This window comes from Caballeronia sordidicola, from assembly GCF_001544455.2.
GTDB classification, from domain to species: Bacteria; Pseudomonadota; Gammaproteobacteria; order Burkholderiales; family Burkholderiaceae; genus Caballeronia; species Caballeronia sordidicola.
The window spans coordinates 1-20,124 of record NZ_FCOC02000007.1; the positions used below are offsets into that span (position 1 = coordinate 1).

17 protein-coding genes are annotated in these 20,124 nt (G+C 60.3%); 9 read left to right on the top strand and 8 right to left on the bottom strand.

Annotation, left to right across the window (positions count from 1 at the left end; translation table 11 throughout):
- Positions 1-391: 391 nt before the first annotated feature.
- Both AWB64_RS13480 and galU read left to right on the top strand, forming a co-directional pair.
- On the top strand, positions 392-3,262 hold the full coding sequence (locus tag AWB64_RS13480; RefSeq protein WP_060819695.1) for a valine--tRNA ligase: 2,871 nt from the start codon (positions 392-394) through the stop codon (positions 3,260-3,262).
- A gap of 195 nt (positions 3,263-3,457) precedes the next feature.
- Positions 3,458-4,339, top strand: a complete 882-nt coding sequence (gene galU / locus AWB64_RS13485) for a UTP--glucose-1-phosphate uridylyltransferase GalU (RefSeq protein WP_060819697.1) — start codon at positions 3,458-3,460, stop codon at positions 4,337-4,339.
- An 86-nt stretch (positions 4,340-4,425) separates the two neighbouring features.
- Here galU and AWB64_RS13490 read toward each other — a convergent pair whose 3' ends face one another.
- The 4 genes from AWB64_RS13490 to AWB64_RS13505 are packed head-to-tail and all read right to left on the bottom strand — an operon-like array spanning position 4,426 to position 7,602.
- Positions 4,426-4,653: a sulfurtransferase TusA family protein gene (locus tag AWB64_RS13490; protein ID WP_060819699.1), complete on the bottom strand. Its 228-nt coding sequence runs from the start codon at positions 4,651-4,653 to the stop codon at positions 4,426-4,428.
- 54 nt (positions 4,654-4,707) lie between these two features.
- Entirely contained in the window at positions 4,708-5,727 is a 1,020-nt protein-coding gene (locus tag AWB64_RS13495; protein ID WP_060819701.1) for a Gfo/Idh/MocA family protein, read from the bottom strand.
- Positions 5,724-6,722, bottom strand: a complete 999-nt coding sequence (iolG, locus tag AWB64_RS13500) for an inositol 2-dehydrogenase (RefSeq protein ID WP_060819702.1) — start codon at positions 6,720-6,722, stop codon at positions 5,724-5,726. The genes AWB64_RS13495 and iolG overlap by 4 nt, the downstream gene beginning before the upstream one ends.
- The gene (locus AWB64_RS13505; RefSeq protein ID WP_060819703.1) at positions 6,712-7,602 is read right to left on the bottom strand and encodes a MurR/RpiR family transcriptional regulator; all 891 of its coding nucleotides are present in this window, start codon (positions 7,600-7,602) and stop codon (positions 6,712-6,714) included. Before AWB64_RS13505 ends, iolG begins: the two co-directional genes overlap by 11 nt.
- A gap of 212 nt (positions 7,603-7,814) precedes the next feature.
- On the opposite strand from AWB64_RS13505, the gene AWB64_RS13510 reads away from it, so the two are divergent.
- From AWB64_RS13510 to iolB, 7 genes are all read left to right on the top strand, one after another.
- Positions 7,815-8,867: a sugar ABC transporter substrate-binding protein gene (locus AWB64_RS13510; protein WP_060819704.1), complete on the top strand. Its 1,053-nt coding sequence runs from the start codon at positions 7,815-7,817 to the stop codon at positions 8,865-8,867.
- A 125-nt stretch (positions 8,868-8,992) separates the two neighbouring features.
- Positions 8,993-10,156 carry an ABC transporter permease gene (locus tag AWB64_RS13515; protein ID WP_060819705.1) on the top strand — a complete coding sequence of 388 codons (1,164 nt, stop codon included), beginning with the start codon at positions 8,993-8,995 and terminating at the stop codon, positions 10,154-10,156.
- Between the two features lie 11 nt (positions 10,157-10,167).
- Complete coding sequence (locus AWB64_RS13520) at positions 10,168-10,959, top strand: ATP-binding cassette domain-containing protein (RefSeq protein WP_060819706.1); 792 nt, start codon at positions 10,168-10,170, stop codon at positions 10,957-10,959.
- 44 nt (positions 10,960-11,003) lie between these two features.
- Positions 11,004-12,998, top strand: a complete 1,995-nt coding sequence (locus AWB64_RS13525; protein ID WP_060819707.1) for a bifunctional 5-dehydro-2-deoxygluconokinase/5-dehydro-2-deoxyphosphogluconate aldolase — start codon at positions 11,004-11,006, stop codon at positions 12,996-12,998.
- Entirely contained in the window at positions 12,995-14,857 is a 1,863-nt protein-coding gene (gene iolD, locus AWB64_RS13530; protein ID WP_082850484.1) for a 3D-(3,5/4)-trihydroxycyclohexane-1,2-dione acylhydrolase (decyclizing), read from the top strand. The genes AWB64_RS13525 and iolD overlap by 4 nt, the downstream gene beginning before the upstream one ends.
- A gap of 2 nt (positions 14,858-14,859) precedes the next feature.
- Positions 14,860-15,765, top strand: coding sequence for a myo-inosose-2 dehydratase (gene iolE / locus AWB64_RS13535; protein ID WP_060819709.1), 906 nt, complete (start codon positions 14,860-14,862; stop codon positions 15,763-15,765).
- A complete protein-coding gene (gene iolB, locus AWB64_RS13540) occupies positions 15,762-16,571 on the top strand; it encodes a 5-deoxy-glucuronate isomerase (RefSeq protein ID WP_060819710.1) in 810 nt (269 codons plus the stop codon). Before iolE ends, iolB begins: the two co-directional genes overlap by 4 nt.
- Here the strand turns inward: iolB and AWB64_RS13545 are convergent, their stop codons facing one another.
- The 4 genes from AWB64_RS13545 to AWB64_RS13560 are packed head-to-tail and all read right to left on the bottom strand — an operon-like array spanning position 16,572 to position 20,116.
- Complete coding sequence (locus tag AWB64_RS13545; RefSeq protein WP_060819712.1) at positions 16,572-17,276, bottom strand: ABC transporter ATP-binding protein; 705 nt, start codon at positions 17,274-17,276, stop codon at positions 16,572-16,574.
- A complete protein-coding gene (locus tag AWB64_RS13550) occupies positions 17,273-18,010 on the bottom strand; it encodes an ABC transporter ATP-binding protein (protein WP_060819713.1) in 738 nt (245 codons plus the stop codon). Before AWB64_RS13550 ends, AWB64_RS13545 begins: the two co-directional genes overlap by 4 nt.
- On the bottom strand, positions 18,007-19,176 hold the full coding sequence (locus AWB64_RS13555) for a branched-chain amino acid ABC transporter permease (RefSeq protein ID WP_060819714.1): 1,170 nt from the start codon (positions 19,174-19,176) through the stop codon (positions 18,007-18,009). Before AWB64_RS13555 ends, AWB64_RS13550 begins: the two co-directional genes overlap by 4 nt.
- Positions 19,163-20,116, bottom strand: a complete 954-nt coding sequence (locus AWB64_RS13560; RefSeq protein WP_075643284.1) for a branched-chain amino acid ABC transporter permease — start codon at positions 20,114-20,116, stop codon at positions 19,163-19,165. Before AWB64_RS13560 ends, AWB64_RS13555 begins: the two co-directional genes overlap by 14 nt.
- Between the last annotated feature and the right edge of the window lie 8 nt (positions 20,117-20,124).

The following is a 20,124-nucleotide window of genomic DNA, read 5'->3' on the forward strand; positions in this document are numbered from 1 at the left end:
ACTGGTTTCGTGGGGTTGTGTGCTTGCCCGAGAGCGCTAGTGGCGAAGCGTGTGGATGTAGGGGTTCGGAGGGGGAGGGTTTCAGGTGTTGTTGGTTATGGCGTCGAGGGTTCTTTTGAAGTCCCAAGCAGATCTGCGTGCACGCTTGGTCTCTTTAAGAATTAGCGGTTGGAAGGCGTTTTCTTTGCTTCGTTTCTTTGTCGCCGTTGGACAAAGAAATGAAGTCCCGCCACGGATAGTGGCTAACAGTGCTAAAGAGGAACAACAAACAGGGACCGCGCGTAGGCGCAAAAAGCAGGACCCGACCACCCGCCACCCCGCCCCCGTCCTCCCCTTATAATCCCCCGATCCCCGCTTCTTTTTACACGCAATTTTCGGCAGAACCCACCCCATGAGTGACAACACGCTTGCGAAGAGTTTCGAGCCCCAAAACATCGAATCCCACTGGGGACCGGAATGGGAAAAGCGCGGCTACTCCGCGCCCACCCTCGAAGAGGGAAAAAAAGACTTCTCGATCCAGCTTCCGCCGCCCAACGTCACCGGCACGCTGCATATGGGTCACGCGTTCAACCAGACCATCATGGACAGCCTCACGCGCTATCACCGCATGCTCGGCGAAAACACCATGTGGCTGCCCGGCACGGACCACGCGGGCATCGCGACCCAGATCGTGGTCGAGCGCCAACTCGACGCCAAAGGCATTTCACGCCACGACCTGGGCCGCGAGGAATTCCTGAAACGCGTTTGGGAATGGAAACAGCAATCGGGCTCGACCATTACGGGACAGGTCCGGCGCCTCGGCGCCTCCATCGACTGGTCGCGGGAATACTTCACGATGGACGACAAAATGTCGACAGCCGTGCAGGATGTTTTCGTGACGCTCTACAAGCAGGGCCTGATCTATCGCGGAAAGCGCCTGGTGAACTGGGATCCGGTACTGGGCACGGCCGTGTCGGACCTCGAAGTGGTCAGCGAGGAGGAAGCCGGCAATCTGTGGCACATCAACTATCCACTGCCGGACGGCTCGGGCCACGTAACGGTCGCAACCACCCGGCCGGAAACCATGCTCGGCGACACAGCCGTGATGGTCCATCCGGAAGACGAGCGTTACGCGCATCTGATCGGCAAGACCGTGATGCTGCCGCTCTCGGATCGCGAGATCCCCGTGATCGCCGACGATTATGTGGATCGCGAATTCGGAACCGGCGTGGTCAAGGTCACCCCGGCGCACGATTTCAACGACTATCAGGTCGGCTTGCGCCACAAGCTGCCGATGATCGAGATCCTCACGCTCGACGCGAAAATCAACGACAACGCGCCCGAAAAATATCGCGGCCTGGACCGGTTAGACGCCCGCAAGCAGGTCGTAGCCGACCTGGAAGCGCTCGGCCTGCTCGAATCCGTCAAGCCCCACACGCTGATGGTGCCGCGCGGCGACCGCACGAGCGTGGTGATCGAGCCCATGCTGACGGACCAGTGGTTCGTCGCCATGAGCAAGCCGGCGCCCGAAGGCACGTTCCATCCGGGTAAATCGATTGCGGAAACGGCGCTCGACGTCGTGCGCAACGGCGAAATAAAGTTCGTGCCGGAAAACTGGTCGACCACGTATTACCAGTGGCTCGAAAATATCCAGGACTGGTGTATCTCCCGCCAACTCTGGTGGGGCCATCAGATCCCCGCGTGGTACGGTGAGAACGGCGAGATCTTTGTGGCGAAGACGGAAGCCGAAGCCCGTGCGGAAGCCATCGAAAAAGGCTATACGGGCGCGCTCAAACGGGACGACGACGTGCTCGACACGTGGTTTTCGTCCGCCTTGGTGCCGTTTTCGTCTCTGGGATGGCCGAACGAGACGCCGGAACTGAAGCATTTCCTGCCTTCGTCGGTGCTTGTCACGGGTTTCGACATCATCTTCTTCTGGGTCGCCCGCATGGTCATGATGACCACGCATTTCACCGGTAAGGTCCCGTTCGGCACGGTCTACGTGCACGGCCTCGTGCGCGATGCGGAAGGCCAGAAGATGTCGAAGAGCAAGGGCAACACGCTCGACCCTATCGACATAGTCGATGGAATCGATCTGGAAACGCTCGTCGCCAAGCGTATTACGGGTCTGATGAACCCGAAGCAAGCCGAAAAGATCGAGAAAAAGACCCGCAAGGAGTTCCCGAACGGAATTCAGCCGTATGGCACGGATGCCTTGCGCTTCACCATGGCGTCGATGGCTACACTCGGTCGCAACGTGAATTTTGATCTGGCAAGGTGCGAGGGGTATCGTAATTTTTGCAACAAACTCTGGAACGCTACACGCTTTGTCCTGATGAATACCGAAGGCCACGATTGTGGTTTCGGCAAGCCGGAAGAATGCGAAGCAGGCGATTGCGGTCCCGGCGGATATCTGCATTTTTCCCAGGCGGACTTCTGGATCGTGTCGCTGTTGCAGCGCGTGGAAGCCGAAGTCGAGAAAGGTTTTGCGGATTACCGGTTTGATAATGTAGCGAGCGCGATCTACAAATTCGTTTGGGACGAGTACTGCGACTGGTATCTGGAACTGGCGAAAGTGCAGATTCAGAACGGCGCGCCCGAGCAGCAGCGCGCGACGCGCCGCACCTTGCTGCGCGTGCTGGAAACCGTGCTGCGCCTCGCGCATCCGATCATTCCGTTCATCACGGAAGCCTTGTGGCAAAAGGTCGCGCCGCTGACCGACCTGTATCCGCAGCACGCCAATGGCGGCGAGGCGACATCGATCATGATCCAGCGCTATCCGCAGGCGCAGCCATCGAAAATCGATGATTCGTCAGAACAGTGGGCGGCCGAACTGAAAGCAGTGATCGATGCATGTCGTAATCTGCGCGGCGAAATGAATTTGTCGCCGGCGGTGAAGGTGCCGCTGCTGGCAACGGGCGACGAGGCGCAGTTGAAATCCTTCGCGCCTTATATTCAGGCGCTGGCGCGTTTGTCGGAGGTAAAGATCATCGCCGACGAAACCGCGCTCGACGCAGAGGCAAGTGGCGCGCCAGTTGCTATCGTAGGATCGAACAAGCTGGTGCTGAAGGTCGAAATCGATGTCGCTGCTGAACGCGAACGGCTCACGAAGGAAGTGGACCGCTTGACGCAGGAAATCGGTCGTGCCCGTGTGAAGCTGGAAAACGAGAGTTTTGTGGCCCGCGCGCCGGCCGCCGTGGTTGAACAGGAACGCAAGCGGCTGGTTGAATTCGAGTCGACGGCTGACAAGCTGAAAGCGCAGCTTTCACGCTTGCCGGCCTGATGTTTCAACGCGGTGGCACGACTGGAAACTTACCCACGACTTGTTTCGTCTATAGCAAAGTGCACTTCGACGCGTGAAGAATTAATCTCGTCGCACTTTTTTATCAACGCCTCAACCTGCATCATGGCATTGGCTTGCCAGCCCACGAATTTCAGGCTTGACGTTTAAACACGATAAGAGGATCAGGGTCATCAAATGCTAAAAGTTACGAAAGCGGTTTTCCCGGTTGCGGGTCTCGGTACCCGGTTCCTCCCCGCGACCAAGGCCAGCCCGAAGGAAATGCTGCCCGTCGTCGACAAGCCGCTGATTCAATACGCGGTGGAAGAAGCCATGGCGGCCGGCATCACGGAAATGATTTTCGTGACCGGGCGCAGCAAGCGCGCCATCGAAGATCACTTCGACAAATCGTATGAGATCGAAGCCGAACTGGAAGCGCGCGGCAAGCAAAAACTGCTCGACCTCGTTCGCAGCATCAAGCCAAGCCACGTGGACTGTTTCTACGTGCGTCAGGCAGAAGCGCTCGGCCTCGGCCACGCGGTGCTGTGCGCGGAAAAGCTGGTGGGCGACAACCCGTTCGCCGTCATCCTGGCCGATGACTTGTTGTACGGCACGCCGCCCGTCATGACGCAGATGATTGAGGTGTTCGATCACTATCACAGCTCGGTAATCGGCGTGGAAGAGATCCCGGCTCAGGACTCGAAGTCGTATGGTGTTATTGACGGGAAAGAGTGGGAAGACAACATTTTCAAGTTGTCGGGCATCGTGGAAAAGCCGGAACCCGCCGTGGCGCCGTCCAATCTCGGCGTGGTCGGCCGCTATGTGCTGAAGCCGCGTGTTTTCGATCATATTCGCGCGTTGAAGCCGGGCGCTGGCGGCGAATTGCAACTCACGGACGCCATTCAGTCTCTGCTCGCCGACGAACAAGTGCTCGCGTACAAATATCACGGCACGCGTTTTGATTGCGGCAGTAAGCTGGGATATCTGAAAGCGACCGTGGAATTTGCGTTGCGTCACCCGGAAGTCGCGGCTGACTTCCAGGAATATCTGAACACGCGCTCGCCGCATCTGGTCGGGTAAGGACTGCTTCAGGCGCCGTCATGGCGCCTGGAAAACAAAAAAAGCCCATGATTTTCATCATGGGCTTTTTTATTTCGCCGCGCCGGTCAGCGCCGCCGCATCAGGAAGGTGAAGACCTTGTCGTGCGACGTGGATTCCACCAGTTCGTTGCCCGTCTGCTTCGAAAACGCGGCGAAGTCGCGCTGGGAACCAGGATCGGTCGCGAGGACCTTCAATATCTGACCGCTTTGCATGTCGGCCAGCGCCTTCTTTGCCCGCAGGATGGGCAGCGGACACATGAGCCCGCGCGCGTCGACTTCCTTGTGCACTTCCATCGAATGAGCCTTGTTCGAACTTGCTTTTGTAAGAGTTCGATTTTACCCCAGTGCCTAAAAATTCACCGCTTGTCCCCGGGCCAGGGATTCCCTCATGGCGATGCCTATGCGTGTCGCTTCCCGCGCGTCTGCGAGCGTGAGACCCGTCGCCGGGCCGCCGTTGAGCGACGCCACGAACGCTTCCGCCTCATTCAGGAACGCGTGTTCGAAGCGCTCGAAGAACGTCGGCGTGCATTCGTTGCGAATGCCGGTGGCGTCGAATATCTCCACGCGATTCACCCGCGGATTGTTGCCCACCGATAACGCCCCGCCCGTTCCCACAACTTCCGTCTGGGTATCGTGGCCGTGCGCGCTGGTGCGCGATGCATGGAAAACCGCCATGCAACCGCCTTCGAACTCGCAAACCGCGACGCCGTTGTCGATATCCCCGCATGCCGCCAGACCTTCGTGGATGGCGATCGTGCCGCTTGCGAACACGCGCGTGGCGCGCGGATTGCCGAGCATCCAGCGCGCAAGGTCGATGTCGTGCACGCTGCAATCGAGAAACAGGCCGCCCGACGTCGGCGCGAAGCGCACGAAGAAACCATCGGGATCGTTTTTATCGACGGTTTGCGAGCGGACCATGAACGGCCGGCCGATCGCGCCTTCGCGAATCTTGTTGAAGGCGTCGCGATAACTGGCGTCGAAGCGGCGCACGAATCCGATCATCACCTGAAGTTCGGGAAACCGCGCGCTTTCTTCGATAACCCGATCGCACTGCGCCAGATCGAGCGACAACGGTTTTTCGCAGAACACGTGCTTGCCGGCCCGCAACGCCGCGATGATCTGATCGGCGTGCAAGGACGTTGGCGTGACGAGCCAGACGGCATCGAGCGATGTGTCTTGCAGCATGGATTCGTAATCGCCATGCAGCGCGAGTTCGGGCAGGTTCGCGACCGCCCAATCACGCTCGGCCGCGACCGGACTGCACGCGGCGGCAAGCGTCGCCCCCGGCACGTGCCACGCGAGATTGCGTGCATGACGCTGTCCGAGCCGTCCCAATCCAGCAATGCCAATCCGCACGGGCGCTTTCATGCCGCGCCCAGCTTGATGATGGTTCCTTCGCGCCATGAACGCGTGGCGGCTTCGGCGAGTTCGAGCGCTTTCATGCCATCGGCGACGGTCGTGCGGACCGGCTTGCCTTCCTGGATGGCATCGAAGAAATGCGCAATTTCCAGCGCATAAGCCGCACGATAACGCTCGAGGAAAAACGCTTCGGGGACGTCATTCGAAACCGCCCTCTTCGAGTAAGCCGTGACTTCGGTCGGGCGAACATTGCCCGCTTGCAGCATGCCTTTGCTGCCAAGCAATTCGAAGCGCTGGTCATAGCCGTACGCCGCGCGCCGCGTCGTGTTGATCTGGCACAAGCGGCCGCGTTTCGTGCGGATCGTGACGGCAGTCGAGTCGATATCGCCCGCTTCGGCAATCGCCGGATCGGTCAGGCAGCTTCCGGTCGCGTGCAGCGTGTCGGCTTCGTCGTCGAGCATCCAGCGGAAGATGTCGAAGTCGTGGATCAGCATGTCCTTGAAGATGCCGCCCGAATGCCTGATGTAATCCACCGGCGGCGCGCCCGGATCGCGGCTCGTGACCACCAGCATTTCCGGATCGCCGATTTCGCCCGCATCCACGCGCGCCTTCAATGCGGAAAAGGTTGGATCGAAGCGGCGCTGGAACCCTATCATGCATACCACGTCGGCTTTCGCGACGGCATCGGCGCAAGCGCGCGCACGTTCCAGCGTCAGGTCGACGGGCTTTTCGCAGAACACGTGTTTCTTTTGCGCCGCCGATTTCAGGATCAGATCGGCGTGGGTATCGGTGCTCGAACAGACCACCGTCGCGCCGATGGACGCATCGCCGAGCGCGCCTTCCACGTCCGCCACTTGCGCACCGTGGAGCGCAGCCAGCGCGGCGGCGGCTTCCTTGTTCACATCCACGACATATTTCAGCCGCACGCCCGGCTGTTTCGCCAGATTCGCCGCATGGATCTTGCCGATGCGCCCCGCTCCGAAAACTGCTACATCAATCGTCATAGCCGCCTGTCTCCCTTGATTCTTCTACGTTCAGTTCAAGCCGGTACGCAAGCGCGATGAACAGCGCCTGGCACAGGCAGATCGTGCTCGTCAGCGAGCGAAACGCGAACGCGCTGCCCTCCTTCACGAACAAATGCGCGCTCGCGTGACGCGCGAGCGGCGAAAGCTGGCCGTCGGTAATGACCAATGTCTTGGCGCCATGATGCTGCGCCGCGCGCACGCAGTACTGCGTCTCCTTGCCATACGGCGCGAAGCTGATGGCGATCACCACGTCGCCCTTCTTCACGCTGCGAATCTGTTCCCGATACATCCCGCCAAAGCCCGACACCAGATGCACGCGCTTGGCCGTGTGCTGCAGCGCGTAGACAATGTAGCTCGCAACCGGAAACGAGCGCCGCACGCCAATCACATAGATGTTCTCGGCTTGCTCCAGCATTTTCACAGCGGCTTCGAATTGTTCGTCGTCCAGACCTGCTTCGAGTTCGGCCAGGCCGTTCTGGCTCGCCGCAATGAATTCCCGCGCGACCGATCCACCCGACAGCTTGCCGGGCTTTTCATCGATAAGTTTCCTGATGCGCTGCTGATAGCTTTGCGCCGAGCCGTTCTGGCCCGTGTACGCCTGCTTGAAGATGGCCTGAAGGTCGGAGAAGCCAGAAAACCCGAAGCGCTGCGCAAAGCGCACGACCGCGGAAGGATGCACGCCGCACGCGCTCGCAATGTCGCCAGTGCGATCCATCATCACGTTGCTGCGATGCTGTTCCATGTACGTCGCCACACTCTTCAACTGGCGCGGGAGCGTGTCGTAAGCCTCGGTGATGCGCCGCATGAGTTCGTCGACCGTTTCGACGTCCGTTGTCATTTCCTGTGTGTCGTCCTTCATGCGGCGCTCTTTGAATTTCCCGTATTCGATGCAACCGATTATAGATATCTCCTGTCATAAATGGAATGAATTTTCCAAACATCAGGTAGTTAAACTTCCTATTGCATAGCGTTAAGACTTGTCCTAATCTTGGTCGTGAGCGAAGGGGCGTGAACGCTAAGCGCACGCCACCCGATGTTCATCCAGAAAAACAACCGTGATAGGTGGAGACAATGAGACTTTGCAATGGCCGAGCCGCCCTGCGCGCGCTCGCGGCGGCTGCCGCCTTGTGCGGCGCAGCGGCACTGAGCGCTCAGGCGGCCCATGCGGCTCCTGATGCCCACTTCGTTTTGATCAGCCACGCGCCGGACTCCGACTCGTGGTGGAACACCATCAAGAACGCCATCAAACAGGCCGACGAGGACTTCAACGTCGAGACGGATTACCGCAATCCGCCCAACGGTGATCTCGCCGATATGTCGCGGTTGATCGAGCAGGCGGCGGCGCGCAACTACGATGGCGTGATCGCGACCATCGCGGATTTCGACGTTCTCAAGAGTTCGATGAACAAGGTGACCGCGAAGAAGATTCCACTTGTCACGATCAACTCGGGCACTGAAGAACAAAGTGCGCAGCTTGGCGCGATCATGCACATTGGCCAGCCTGAATATGTCGCGGGGCACGCGGCCGGCGAGAAAGCGAAAGCTGCGGGCATCAAGTCGTTCCTGTGCGTGAACCATCTCGCGACCAATGTGGTGTCGTTCGATCGCTGCCGTGGTTTCGCCGATGCCATCGGCGTGGATTACAAACCGGCGACGCTCGATTCGGGACAGGACCCTACCGAGATCCAGTCGAAAGTCAGCGCTTATCTGCGTAATCATCCGAACACGCAGGCCATCCTGACGCTCGGACCGACGCCTGCTTCGGCCACGCTGAAAGCCGTGCAGCAGATGGGTCTGGAAAAGAAGATCTGGTTTGCGACCTTCGACTTTTCCGATGACATCGCGAAAGCCATTCAATCCGGCACGATCCAGTTCGCAATCGATCAGCAGCCGTACTTGCAAGGCTATATCCCGGTCGCCGTGCTGGCGATCGTGAAGCACGACAAGACGACCGATCCGGTGAAGATCCGCCAGATCCTCGAAGCCAATCCGAAGTTCAAGGCGCGGCTCGCGACATATGGCCTTCAGCCTTCATACGGCCCGAAGAATATTCGTTCGGGACCGGGCTTCATCACGAAGGACAACATCGACAAGGTGTTGAAATTCGCAGGCCAATACAGGTGATTTATCGCGGGCGGGGTTTCAGGTCTTCTCCGGCCTGACTGCGCCGTTTCGCAGCACTGCTTTCTCTCAACGCGCCGCCGCTCGAAGTCTCTCAGGCGGCCGGCCGCGCGCTTCAAGGAGCCATCATGGGTATAGCCGGCAAGCACGTTTCTCCCCTTTCCAATGCGGCCGACTCAGCCAGCGCGCCGGCCACGGCCACGCCCGCCGACGAACGTGTCAGGCGTCAATCGTGGTTCGGCCACCTGTTGAACCGTCCGGAGTTCGCCGCGATATCCGGCGCGGTGCTCGTGTTCATTGTGTTCGGCGTGGGCGCCGGCAGTTCGGGCATGTTCAACCTCGACGGCGTGATGAACTGGTCGCAAGTCGCGGCGTATCTCGGCCTGCTTGCAGTCGGTGCCTGCTTGCTGATGATTGCGGGCGAGTTCGATCTGTCCATCGGCTCCATGATCGGTTTCGCCGGCATGATGGTCGCGATTCCATCGGTGTATTTTCATTGGCCGCTGTCGGTGGCGATCCTGTTCGCCTTCATTTGCTCGATGCTGCTCGGCGCATTGAACGGGTATCTGGTGGTGAAAACGCGGCTGCCTTCGTTCATCGTCACGCTGGCGTTCCTGTTTATCTTGCGCGGCTTGACGCTCGCGCTCTCCATTCTCTTCGCGGATCGCACGATCATTTCCGGCGTTGGCGATCTCGCGCAAAACGACTGGCTCGCCAACACGCTGTTTCATGGCGTCGCATTGCATGGATTTTTTGCGTGGCTCGGGCATATGGGTATCGGCAAGTTGCTCGATAGCGGCGAACCGCTCGTGCCCGGCATTCCAAAAGTCATCCTGTGGTGGCTCGGCCTCGCCGCGGTGAGCGCGTTCGTGCTTGCGAAGACGCGTTTCGGCAACTGGATTCTTGCCGTCGGCGGCGATGCAAACGCAGCGAAGAATGTCGGCGTACCGGTACGGCGCGTGAAGATTTCGTTGTTCGTGCTCACCGCGTTCTGCTCCTGTTTGTTCGCGGTGCTGCAGGTCTGCGACATCGGTTCCGCTGCCGCCGATCGCGGTCTGCAAAAGGAATTCGAAGCGATCATCGCGGCGGTGATTGGCGGGACGCTGCTCACGGGCGGATACGGATCGGTGATCGGCGCGTGCTTCGGGGCGCTGATCTTTGGCGTGGTGCAGATCGGCATTACGTACACGAACGTCAGCTCCGACTGGTTCCGCGTGTTCCTCGGCGTGATGCTGCTGATCGCGGTGCTGTTCAATCACTACGTGCGTCGTCGCGTTTCACAGGCTCAATAAGGGGAGCGGTCATGGCAGACCAGGACACCATTCTCGCGCTGGAAAATGTCAGCAAGTTCTTTGGCCGCGTGATCGCGCTGAACGGCGTGACGTTGCGTTTGAAGCGTGGCGAAGTGCATTGCCTGCTTGGCGACAACGGCGCGGGCAAATCCACGTTGATCAAGACGCTCGCGGGCGTTCATGCGCCCTCTTCCGGCGAATATCTCGTCGATGGAAAACCAGTGCATTTCGGCTCGCCCAAAGAAGCGCTCGATATGGGTATTGCAACCGTGTATCAGGATCTTGCGCTCGTGCCTTTGCTGTCGGTCGCACGGAACTTCTTCATGGGGCGCGAGCCGCAGAAGAAGCTTTTCGGATTCCTGAACGTGATGGACCTCGATCTGGCGGCACAGACATCGAGCGCGCGTCTTTCCGAAATGGGCATCAACGTGCGTGACGCGCATCAACCCATCGGCACCATGTCAGGCGGCGAGAAACAATGCCTCGCGATCGCGCGGGCGATCCATTTCGGCGCGCGCGTGCTGATCCTCGATGAACCCACGGCCGCGCTCGGCGTGAAGCAATCGTTCAACGTACTGCGCTTGATCCATACGGCGCGCGCGAAAGGCATCTCCGTGATCTTCATCACGCACAACGTGCATCACGCGTATCCCATCGGCGATTCGTTCACGCTGCTCAATCGCGGGCGCTCCATGGGCACGTTCACCAAAGACACGATCACGAAGAACGAAGTCCTCGACATGATGGCGGGCGGGGCCGAGATGCAGCAGATGATGAGTGAACTGGAAGATGCCCCGGCTTGAACACAGGCTCCCTCGCGCACTTCATCTATTCCCAAGGATCGAACATGGCATTGCACTCATCAACCGGATCGCGATTCGCTCAGGGGCGAACGCGCGACGTCGTGTGTCTCGGGCGGATCGCGGTCGACCTCTATGCGCAACAGGTCGGCGCGCGGCTTGAAGATGTATCGAGTTTCGCGAAGTATCTTGGCGGCTCGTCGGCAAATATTGCTTTCGGATGCGCACGGCTAGGACTTAAGTCCGCAATGCTCTCGCGCGTGGGCAACGATCACATGGGCCGCTTTCTCACCGAAACGCTGGAACGCGAAGGATGCGACACCAGCCATCTACGCATCGATCATGAGCGGTTGACGGGGCTGGTCCTGCTCGGCCTTGAAGATCGCGATACGTTTCCGCTCGTGTTCTATCGCGATGATTGCGCCGATATGGCCGTCGACGAAAACGACTTCGACGAAGCGTTCATTGCTTCGTCGAAAGCATTGTTGATTACAGGTACGCATTTCTCCACGGATCAGGTCAACCGCACGAGCCGTCGCGCGCTTGATTACGCGCGGCGCAATCAGGTTCGCACAGTGCTGGATATCGATTACCGGCCGGTGCTGTGGGGACTGACCGGCAAGGCCGACGGCGAGACGCGGTTTGTCGCGAACGACGGCGTCACCGCTCATCTGCAAGGCATTCTGCCTTTGATGGATCTCGTGATCGGCACCGAAGAAGAATTCCGGATTGCCGGCGGCAAGGACACGCTGATCGATGCACTTGCCGCCGTGCGCTCCGTCACCGACGCCACGCTCGTCGTCAAACGCGGACCGATGGGCTGCTCGATCATCGAAAGCGATATTCCCGTGTCGATAGACGACGCACCCGTTCACGGCGGCGTGGAAGTCGAAGTGCTGAACGTGCTGGGTGCGGGCGATGCATTCGCCGCCGGCTTCCTCGCCGGCTGGCTGCGCGACGAACCCATGGAGGCGTGCGCACGCACGGCCAACGCATGCGGCGCGCTGGTCGTGTCGCGTCACGGCTGTGCGCCGGCCATGCCCACGCCCGCCGAACTGTCCTACTTTCTCGATGCCGCCCGCGCCGATCCCATTCGCATGCGCCGTCCCGACCGCGATGCGACGCTCGCGCGTGTGCATCGTGTGACGCCCGCTCGAAAGCAATGGAACGAAGTGCTTGGTTTTGCCTTCGATCATCGCAACCAGTTCTTCGAACTTGCGCAGCAAACCGGCGCCGATGAAACCCGCATTGCCGAACTCAAGGCCTTGTTCGTGCAAGCCGTGGCGCAAACAGAAACGGAACGCGGACTTGAAGGACGTATCGGCGTGTTGATCGATGATCGCTATGGTCAGGACGCGCTGAATGCGGCGACCGGACGCGGCTGGTGGATCGGGCGTCCGGTGGAGTTGCCGGGATCGATGCCGCTCGTCTTCGATCACGGCCGGTCGATTGGAACCACGCTGATCGAGTGGCCGCGCGAGCACGTTGCGAAGTGCCTCGTGCACTATCACCCTGACCATCCGCACGAAATCCGCCTTGAACAGGAAGCGCAGATTCGCGCGCTTTACGACGCGGTTCAGGCGAGCGGCCACGAACTGCTGCTCGAAGTGATCGTGCCGAAGAATGGTCCGCCTGTTGCCGAAGACACAGCGCTGCGGTCCCTGAAGCGGCTCTATAACCTCGGTATCTATCCTGAATGGTGGAAGCTCGAACCCATGAGCGCGAAGCAATGGGAAGCCGTCGATGCGCTGATTGCCGAGCGTGATCCGGCGTGCCGCGGCGTGGTGTTGCTGGGTTTGTCGGCGGCGGTGGACCAGCTTTGCGAGGGCTTTAAACCAGCGGCTTTATCGAAGACATGCCGTGGGTTTACCGTCGGCCGCACGATCTTCCACGAGCCGAGCCACGCGTGGCTTAGTGGCGCAATCGACGATGCCGAACTCATTGCGCGGGTCCGGCGTACGTTCGAAACGCTGATCGATGCCTGGACAGAAGCGCGCGCCACCTCGGGCGCGCAAGCCACCACGCAGGAGCAGGCAGCATGAACAGCACGATCCGTTTGACGGCTGCGCAGGCGCTGGTCCGCTACCTTGCCGCGCAGCAAACCGAAGATGGCGAAGCGCTCTTCGGCGGCGTCTTCGCCATCTTCGGGCATGGCAATGTGGCGGGGATGGGCGAGGCGTTATATGCCCATCGCGAGACCTTGCCGACTTATCGCGCGCACAACGAGCAAGCCATGGCGCACGCCGCCATAGCGTATGCGAAAGCGCACTTTCGCCGCCGGATGATGGCGGTGACTACGTCCATTGGTCCGGGCGCGACGAACCTCGTGACGGCTGCCGCGCTGGCGCATGTGAACCGCTTGCCCGTGTTGTTGCTGCCCGGCGATATCTTCGTGTCGCGCGCGCCCGATCCCGTTCTGCAGCAAGTGGAAGATTTCGCCGATGGCAACGTGTCCGCGAACGATACGTTGAAACCCGTCTCGCGTTACTTCGACCGCATCGTGCATCCGGCGCAATTGCTGAGCGCGCTACCTCGCGCAATCCGCGTATTGACCGACGCCGCATTGTGCGGCCCGGTCACGCTCGCGTTGCCTCAAGATGTGCAGGCCATGGCGTACGACTATCCCGCTTCGTTCTTCGAGCCGCGCGCGGTATCGTTCCATGCGCCCGCGCCCGCAGCCGATGACATCACACGCGCCGCCACTGCATTGCGCGCCGCTAAAAAGCCCTTGCTCGTATCCGGCGGCGGCGTGCTTTACGGCCTTGCGACCGGTGCGTTGCGTTCTTTCTCGGAGCGCCACGGCATTCCTGTCGCCGAAACCCAGGCCGGAAAGGGTGCGCTCGAATGGGATCATCCGCTGAACCTGGGCGGTATCGGCGTGACCGGATCGGAGGCCGCGAACGCGTTGGCAAATGACGCCGATTGCGTGCTCGCGGTTGGCACTCGCCTGCAGGATTTCACGACGGGATCGAACACGTTGTTCACGCAGGCACAGATCATCGGCATCAACGCAAATGCATTTGATGCCCTGAAACAAGGTGCTCTGGCAGTGGAAGCCGATGCAAGGCTCGCACTCGATGCACTCAGCACGACACTCGATGACTGGCGTACATCGCCGCCATGGACCGCACGCGCACACGAACTCGCTGATAGCTGGCGCGCGAGCGTCGACCATGTGACGAACGCGCCACAGCAGGACAACACATTGCCGCGCGAAGCCGACGTGATCGGCGCGGTGCAGCGTTCGAGCGTGCAATCGGCGGCCAATGACATTGTGGTTTGCGCGGCAGGAACCTTGCCTGCCGATTTGCAGAAGCTCTGGCGCACGAGTACGCCGGGCGGTTATCACGTCGAATACGGTTACTCGTGCATGGGTTATGAAATTGCCGGTGCGTTGGGTACGAAACTCGCGCGGCCTGAGCGCGAAGTGATCGTGATTATTGGCGACGGCAGCTATCTGATGATGAACAGCGAACTGGCTACCTCCGTCATGCTTGGGGCGAAGATCATCGTCGTGCTGCTCGACAACCGTGGTTACGGTTGCATCAACCGCTTGCAGCAAGCGTGCGGCGGCGCGCCGTTCAACAACCTGATAGCCGATTGCCGCCAGGGTCCTGAAGGCGCGCCGTTCATCGACTTCGCCATGCACGCGCGTTCGCTGGGCGCGAGCGCGGAGCATGTTGCGAATACCGATGAACTCGAAGCCGCGATGCAGCGTGCGCGGGCATCGACGAAATCGTATCTGGTCAGCATCGATACCGACCCCGCGCGTCCCACGGAAGAAGGCGGCTGGTGGTGGGAAGTCGCAGTGCCCGAAGTGTCGTCGCGTGAAGCGGTACGCGCGGCGCGCGCTGACTACGAGCACAAACTCACGGTGCGCTCGAAGCGCACGAAGGAATAAAGATGAGCACGTTCGACGTACGAATCGGCATCAATCCGCTTTCATGGATGAACGACGATTTGCCCTCCCTCGGCGGTGAAACACCGCTGAGCGTCGCGCTGACGGAAGGCAAGAAGATCGGCTACGAAGGCTTTGAACTTGGCAACAAATTCCCGCGTGAAGCGCAAGCGCTGAAAAAGTTGCTGGCTGAATACGATCTGGCGCTCGTGTCCGGCTGGTATTCCGGACGCCTCGCCGAGCGTAGCGCGGAAGACGAAATCGCCGCCGTGGGTCCGCATCTGGATCTGCTGGCGAAGAACGGCGCGACGGTGATGGTCTACGGCGAGGTGGCGGATTCGATTCAGGGTTCCCCGCGGCCGCTCTATCAGCGCCCCCGTTTTTTCTCCGATGATCGATGGTCCGAGTACGCAAGACGTCTCGACACGTTCGCTGAATACACATTGTCGAAAGGCGTTCGCGTGGCGTACCACCATCACATGGGCGCCTATGTCGAGACGCCTTCGGACGTGGACAAGCTGATGAGCCTGACCGGCAATTCGGTTGGCCTGCTATTCGATGCAGGACATATCACGTTCGCGGGCGGCGATCCGCTCGCCGTGCTCGACAAGCACATCGGCCGCGTTTGCCATGTTCATTGCAAGGACGTGCGGCCCGACATCATCAAGCTCGCGCGCAATCGCAACTGGAGTTTTCTCGACGCAGTCATCAACGGTGCGTTCACCGTTCCCGGCGACGGCGCGGTCGACTTTCCATCGATCATCGCGCGATTGAAACGGCAGGGGTATCACGGCTGGCTGGTGGTCGAAGCTGAGCAAGACCCCGTTATTGCAACGAGCTATGCGTATGCCGAGAAAGGCTACAAGACGCTGCGCGCGCTCGTTGATCAATCATTTCAGGAGGCAGCATGAGCCTGCTCGTCAAGGCGTCGCGCGAAGGTCAGACCATCGCGCGCGTCACGCCGGAAACCGCGTTGTGGAAGCATGTGGGGTTTGCTGCGTATCGGCTCGAAACCGGCGATATCGTGCATGTGAATGAAGCGAAACGCGAGGTGTGCATCGTGGTGTTGTCGGGAACCGTCAGCATCGAGGCAGGCGATCACAGGTGGGAAAAGCTCGGTTCGCGCGACAGCGTATTCAAAGACACCGCGCCCTATGCCGTGTATCTGCCGCCGAAACTCGCCGCTACCGTGCGCGCGGATCGCGATGCCGAGATCGGCGTGGCAAGCGCGCCCGCTACCGGGATATATCCACCGCGGCTCATCGAGCCTTCCCAAATGAAACGATCGACTCGCGGCAAGGGCGCGAATACGCGATACGTATGCGATATTCTTCCGCAAACCGAACCGGCCGAAGGCTTGCTCGTTGTCGAAGTGAAGACGCCTGGCGGTCATGCATCGAGCTATCCGCCGCACAAGCATGACAAAGACAACGTGCCGGTGGAGAGCTCGCTCGAAGAGACTTATTATCATCGGCTGAATCCGCCGCAAGGATTCGCGTTTCAGCGCGTGTATACGGATGAACGCGATATCGATGAAACCATGGCCGTTGAAGATCACGACGTGGTCATGGTGCCGCGCGGCTATCATCCGGTCGTGGTGCCGTATGGTTACGACAACTACTATCTGAACGTGATGGCCGGCGACAAACGCACCTGGCACTTCAAGAACGACCCGAAGCACGAGTGGATTGTGGAAAGGGACAGCACGCCTTCCTAGTCAGCTGCCTACGGAAAGCCATTCCCGTGTGATGCGTTCGTCTGCTGCGAACGCATTGGGTGTGCCGTCGAAAACAATCGTTCCATGCCCCATTACGGCAATGCGCGTTGCGAGTTCACGCGCAATCGTCATGCGCTGTTCGATCAGCAGAATAGCCACGCCTCGCGCCTGCAAGCTCTTCAGGCACGCGGCGACCTGGGCCACGATCTGAGGCGCGAGACCTTCGGTAGGTTCATCGACGATCACGAACGATGGGTCGCCCACCAAGGTGCGCGCGAGTGCAAGCATCTGCTGTTCGCCGCCGGACAGGAGACCCGCTTTCACGGCCTTGCGTTCGTGCAGTATCGGGAAAAGCTGCTCGGCGTTTGCTATGTCGAAACTCGATCCACCACGTTTTATTCCCAGTAACAAGTTCTCGCGAACGCTTAGTGTGGGGAAAACATCGCGTTGCTCGGGGACATAACCCAAGCCCATTCGCGCGATGGCGTGCGGCCGCTTTCCAAGTATCGATACCCCACGATAATTCGCCACGCCTTCTGCACGCACGAGTCCCATCAGCGCTTTGGCAAGCGTGGAGCGTCCCGAACCATTGCGCCCCGCAAGCACGACGACCTCGCCTTCATCGATACACAAGCTCACGCCATGCAGTACGTGACTTGACCCGTACCATGCGTTCAGGCCTTCGATTTCAAGGAGCGCGGTCATATTGCGTCACCGAGATACGCCGATCGAACGGCTGCGTTCGCGGCGACTTCATCGGGCGTTCCGCTTGCAACCAAGCGGCCGTGCACCAGCACCGAGATTGTGTCGGCGAGCGCAAAAACGGCTTCCATGTCGTGCTCGACAATCAACAGCGTCTTACCTTGTGTTGTCGCGCGGATCAACGCGAGTGCACGCGCCGCTTCCGAGCGGTTCATGCCGGCAGTGGGTTCATCGAGCAGGATTGTGGACGCCCCTGATGACAGCGCAAGCCCCAGATCCAGCGCGCGCAGTTCCGCATGACTGAGGTTTGCAGCGGGTTCGCCCCTGCGCTCGAACAAACCGATTGATTCAAGGACCCGCCGGGTTTCATGATCGATTGCATTCGACCCGAACCATCTCGCTTTCCACGACGTCCGGGCGCCAAGCACCGCGCATCGAAGGTTGTCCCATACGCTGAGACCGGCGAACACGCTGGAGGTCTGGAAGCTGCGCGCAAGGCCCATGCGTCCCAGCCGATACGCAGGCAACCCCGTGACATCCATGCCGTCGAGAATGACACGGCCGCTCGTTGGCCGCGTGCGTCCCGCGACAAGATCGAACAGCGTCGATTTGCCCGCGCCGTTCGGCCCGATCAACGCATGACGCTCGCCTTGCCGAACGCTAAGATCAACGCCGCGCAGGATCTGCGTGGCGCCGAAGCGCTTCGTGATTTGCCTGAGTTCGAGCGCGGTGTTCATCGAGCGCGCCGGGATTGTCTTGTAAGCGCCAAGGCGACCATGGCGCTGAACAATGCGAAGCCCCACGGCCCGATTCGATGACCATCGAGCAGCAAGCCCGCGACGTGCGCAAGGCCGTCGCCGTGGCTATCGAATTGAAGTGCGTAGGCGAGTTCCATCGAGATGACAATGGCAATCAGCCACGCAACGAAAGCACCTGAAACAAGCGCTGTTCCGGTAAATCCGCCGCGCGATCTCTCGGCCATCACCCCGGCAATTCCCTTCGGTGCGGCGACTACGGTCCACACAAAAAACAGCCCGAGGTATGCCACCCATGCAGGCGACACGCTCGCCACCGCGACACTGAAAAACGTGAGCAGCACGGCACCGATAATCGGCCCGAAGAACGTGGCCGTTCCGCCGATCACCACGGCAATCAGCACGCTTGCCGAGCGCGCCAACCCCACGCCTTCCGCCGATGCAAGCTCCACGTTGATCACACCGAGACCGCCCGCGACACCCGCGAAGAATGCCGCCATAACCACCATGACGAAGCGCACGCGCCGCGGATCGAAGCCAATGGCCGCGGCGCGCACAGGGTTGTCGCGGACTGCGTTTGCCACGCGTACAAATGGCGTGCGCGAAAAAACGAACATCGTGAGACATGCGAGCAGGCACCAGGCGGCAATCAACGCATATGGCTGGATCGAGGGTCCGAAGCTCAGGCCGGCAATCGCAGGGCCGCTCGCACGATCGATGGAAACACCGCCCTCGCCGCCGAACCATCCCGGCACGAGCCAGACCGCCGCAGCAACCATTTCACCGATACCCAGCGTGATCATCGCGAACGTGGTGCCGGCCCGGCGAGTCGACAGGAAGCCGAACACGACGCCGGCGAGCGAGGCAGCAAGACCGCTGATGAAAGGCAGCAACGGCAATGGCACGCGATAGTGGTTGAAGCAATGCGCGGCGGCAAACGCGCCAAGACCCGCGTACACGGCGTGACCAAAGGAAAGCAAGCCAGTCTCGCCGAGCAGCAGATTGAATGAAAGCGCAAACACGATCATGGTCGCGGTTTGCGCGAGATACGCAAGCAGCCAGCTTTGGGCGCCGAACACGGGCGGCAACGCGAGACCCGCGGCGAGCAGCAGCCACGGCGCAAGACCTCTGAGCTTATGCGTCGTCATCGCTACGCTGTCCGAAAAGTCCGCGCGGCCGCAACGCAAGCATGGCGACAAGCAGCACGTAGGGCAGCACAGGCGCGATCTGCGCGATGCTCAATGCGGCCCAGGCAGGCGGCAAGGCGCCGCCCATCGCCCTTGAGATCGCACCCAGCGACACTGTTGTCCCAACCGCGAACGTCTGCACGCAACCAATCAAGAGCGAAGCCGCAAGCGCACCGCCGATCGATCCCAGCCCACCCACGACAACCACCACGAACACGATCGGCCCGATGTTATCTGCCATCGACGGTTCGATTACGAACAACGGTGCGCCGATCACGCCGGCCAGCGCGGCAAGCGCCGTACCGGCGGCAAAGACGAGGGTGAACACCCGCGGCACGTCGTGCCCGAGCGTCTCGACCGTCGATGCATGCGTGAGCGCGGCGCGTACAACAAGCCCTATCCGCGATACCCGCAATACCGCGTACAAGGCCACAAGCATGGCGATGGACACGCACATCATGAACGCCCGATACCGCGGAAATGCGGCACCGAAAAGCGTGAACAAAGGACCATCGAGAGAAGGCGGAACAAGCGCGTTGAACGGGGCAAGGCCCCAGGCCAGCTTGACCGCTTCAGCGATCAGATACGCGGCGCCGAATGTCAGCAACAGTTCGGCAAGCGCGCCGCGCACTGCGATTCGCCGCAACAGGAAGCGCTCGAACGCCCCGCCAAGCGCGCCAACGATCAATGGTGAAACAACCAGCGCGAACCAGAAGCCCCACCGCGCCGCGAGCGCGTAGCCAACATACGCGCCGAGCATGTAGAAGCTTGCGTGAGCGAAGTTGAGCACGCCCATCATGCTGAAGATCAGCGTGAGCCCCGCCGACAGCATGAACAGCAACAACCCGATGCTCACTCCATTCAGAAAGTTGATTGCGAACCACTGAACGAATGCGTCCACGGTCGACG

Coding starts and splice junctions, on each gene's coding strand:
- AWB64_RS13480 (WP_060819695.1), top strand. CDS start 392: ATGAGTGACAACACGCTTGCGAAGAGTTTCGAGCCCCAAAACATCGAA.
- galU (WP_060819697.1), top strand. CDS start 3,458: ATGCTAAAAGTTACGAAAGCGGTTTTCCCGGTTGCGGGTCTCGGTACC.
- AWB64_RS13490 (WP_060819699.1), bottom strand. CDS start 4,653: ATGGAAGTGCACAAGGAAGTCGACGCGCGCGGGCTCATGTGTCCGCTG.
- AWB64_RS13495 (WP_060819701.1), bottom strand. CDS start 5,727: ATGAAAGCGCCCGTGCGGATTGGCATTGCTGGATTGGGACGGCTCGGA.
- iolG (WP_060819702.1), bottom strand. CDS start 6,722: ATGACGATTGATGTAGCAGTTTTCGGAGCGGGGCGCATCGGCAAGATC.
- AWB64_RS13505 (WP_060819703.1), bottom strand. CDS start 7,602: ATGAAGGACGACACACAGGAAATGACAACGGACGTCGAAACGGTCGAC.
- AWB64_RS13510 (WP_060819704.1), top strand. CDS start 7,815: ATGAGACTTTGCAATGGCCGAGCCGCCCTGCGCGCGCTCGCGGCGGCT.
- AWB64_RS13515 (WP_060819705.1), top strand. CDS start 8,993: ATGGGTATAGCCGGCAAGCACGTTTCTCCCCTTTCCAATGCGGCCGAC.
- AWB64_RS13520 (WP_060819706.1), top strand. CDS start 10,168: ATGGCAGACCAGGACACCATTCTCGCGCTGGAAAATGTCAGCAAGTTC.
- AWB64_RS13525 (WP_060819707.1), top strand. CDS start 11,004: ATGGCATTGCACTCATCAACCGGATCGCGATTCGCTCAGGGGCGAACG.
- iolD (WP_082850484.1), top strand. CDS start 12,995: ATGAACAGCACGATCCGTTTGACGGCTGCGCAGGCGCTGGTCCGCTAC.
- iolE (WP_060819709.1), top strand. CDS start 14,860: ATGAGCACGTTCGACGTACGAATCGGCATCAATCCGCTTTCATGGATG.
- iolB (WP_060819710.1), top strand. CDS start 15,762: ATGAGCCTGCTCGTCAAGGCGTCGCGCGAAGGTCAGACCATCGCGCGC.
- AWB64_RS13545 (WP_060819712.1), bottom strand. CDS start 17,276: ATGACCGCGCTCCTTGAAATCGAAGGCCTGAACGCATGGTACGGGTCA.
- AWB64_RS13550 (WP_060819713.1), bottom strand. CDS start 18,010: ATGAACACCGCGCTCGAACTCAGGCAAATCACGAAGCGCTTCGGCGCC.
- AWB64_RS13555 (WP_060819714.1), bottom strand. CDS start 19,176: ATGACGACGCATAAGCTCAGAGGTCTTGCGCCGTGGCTGCTGCTCGCC.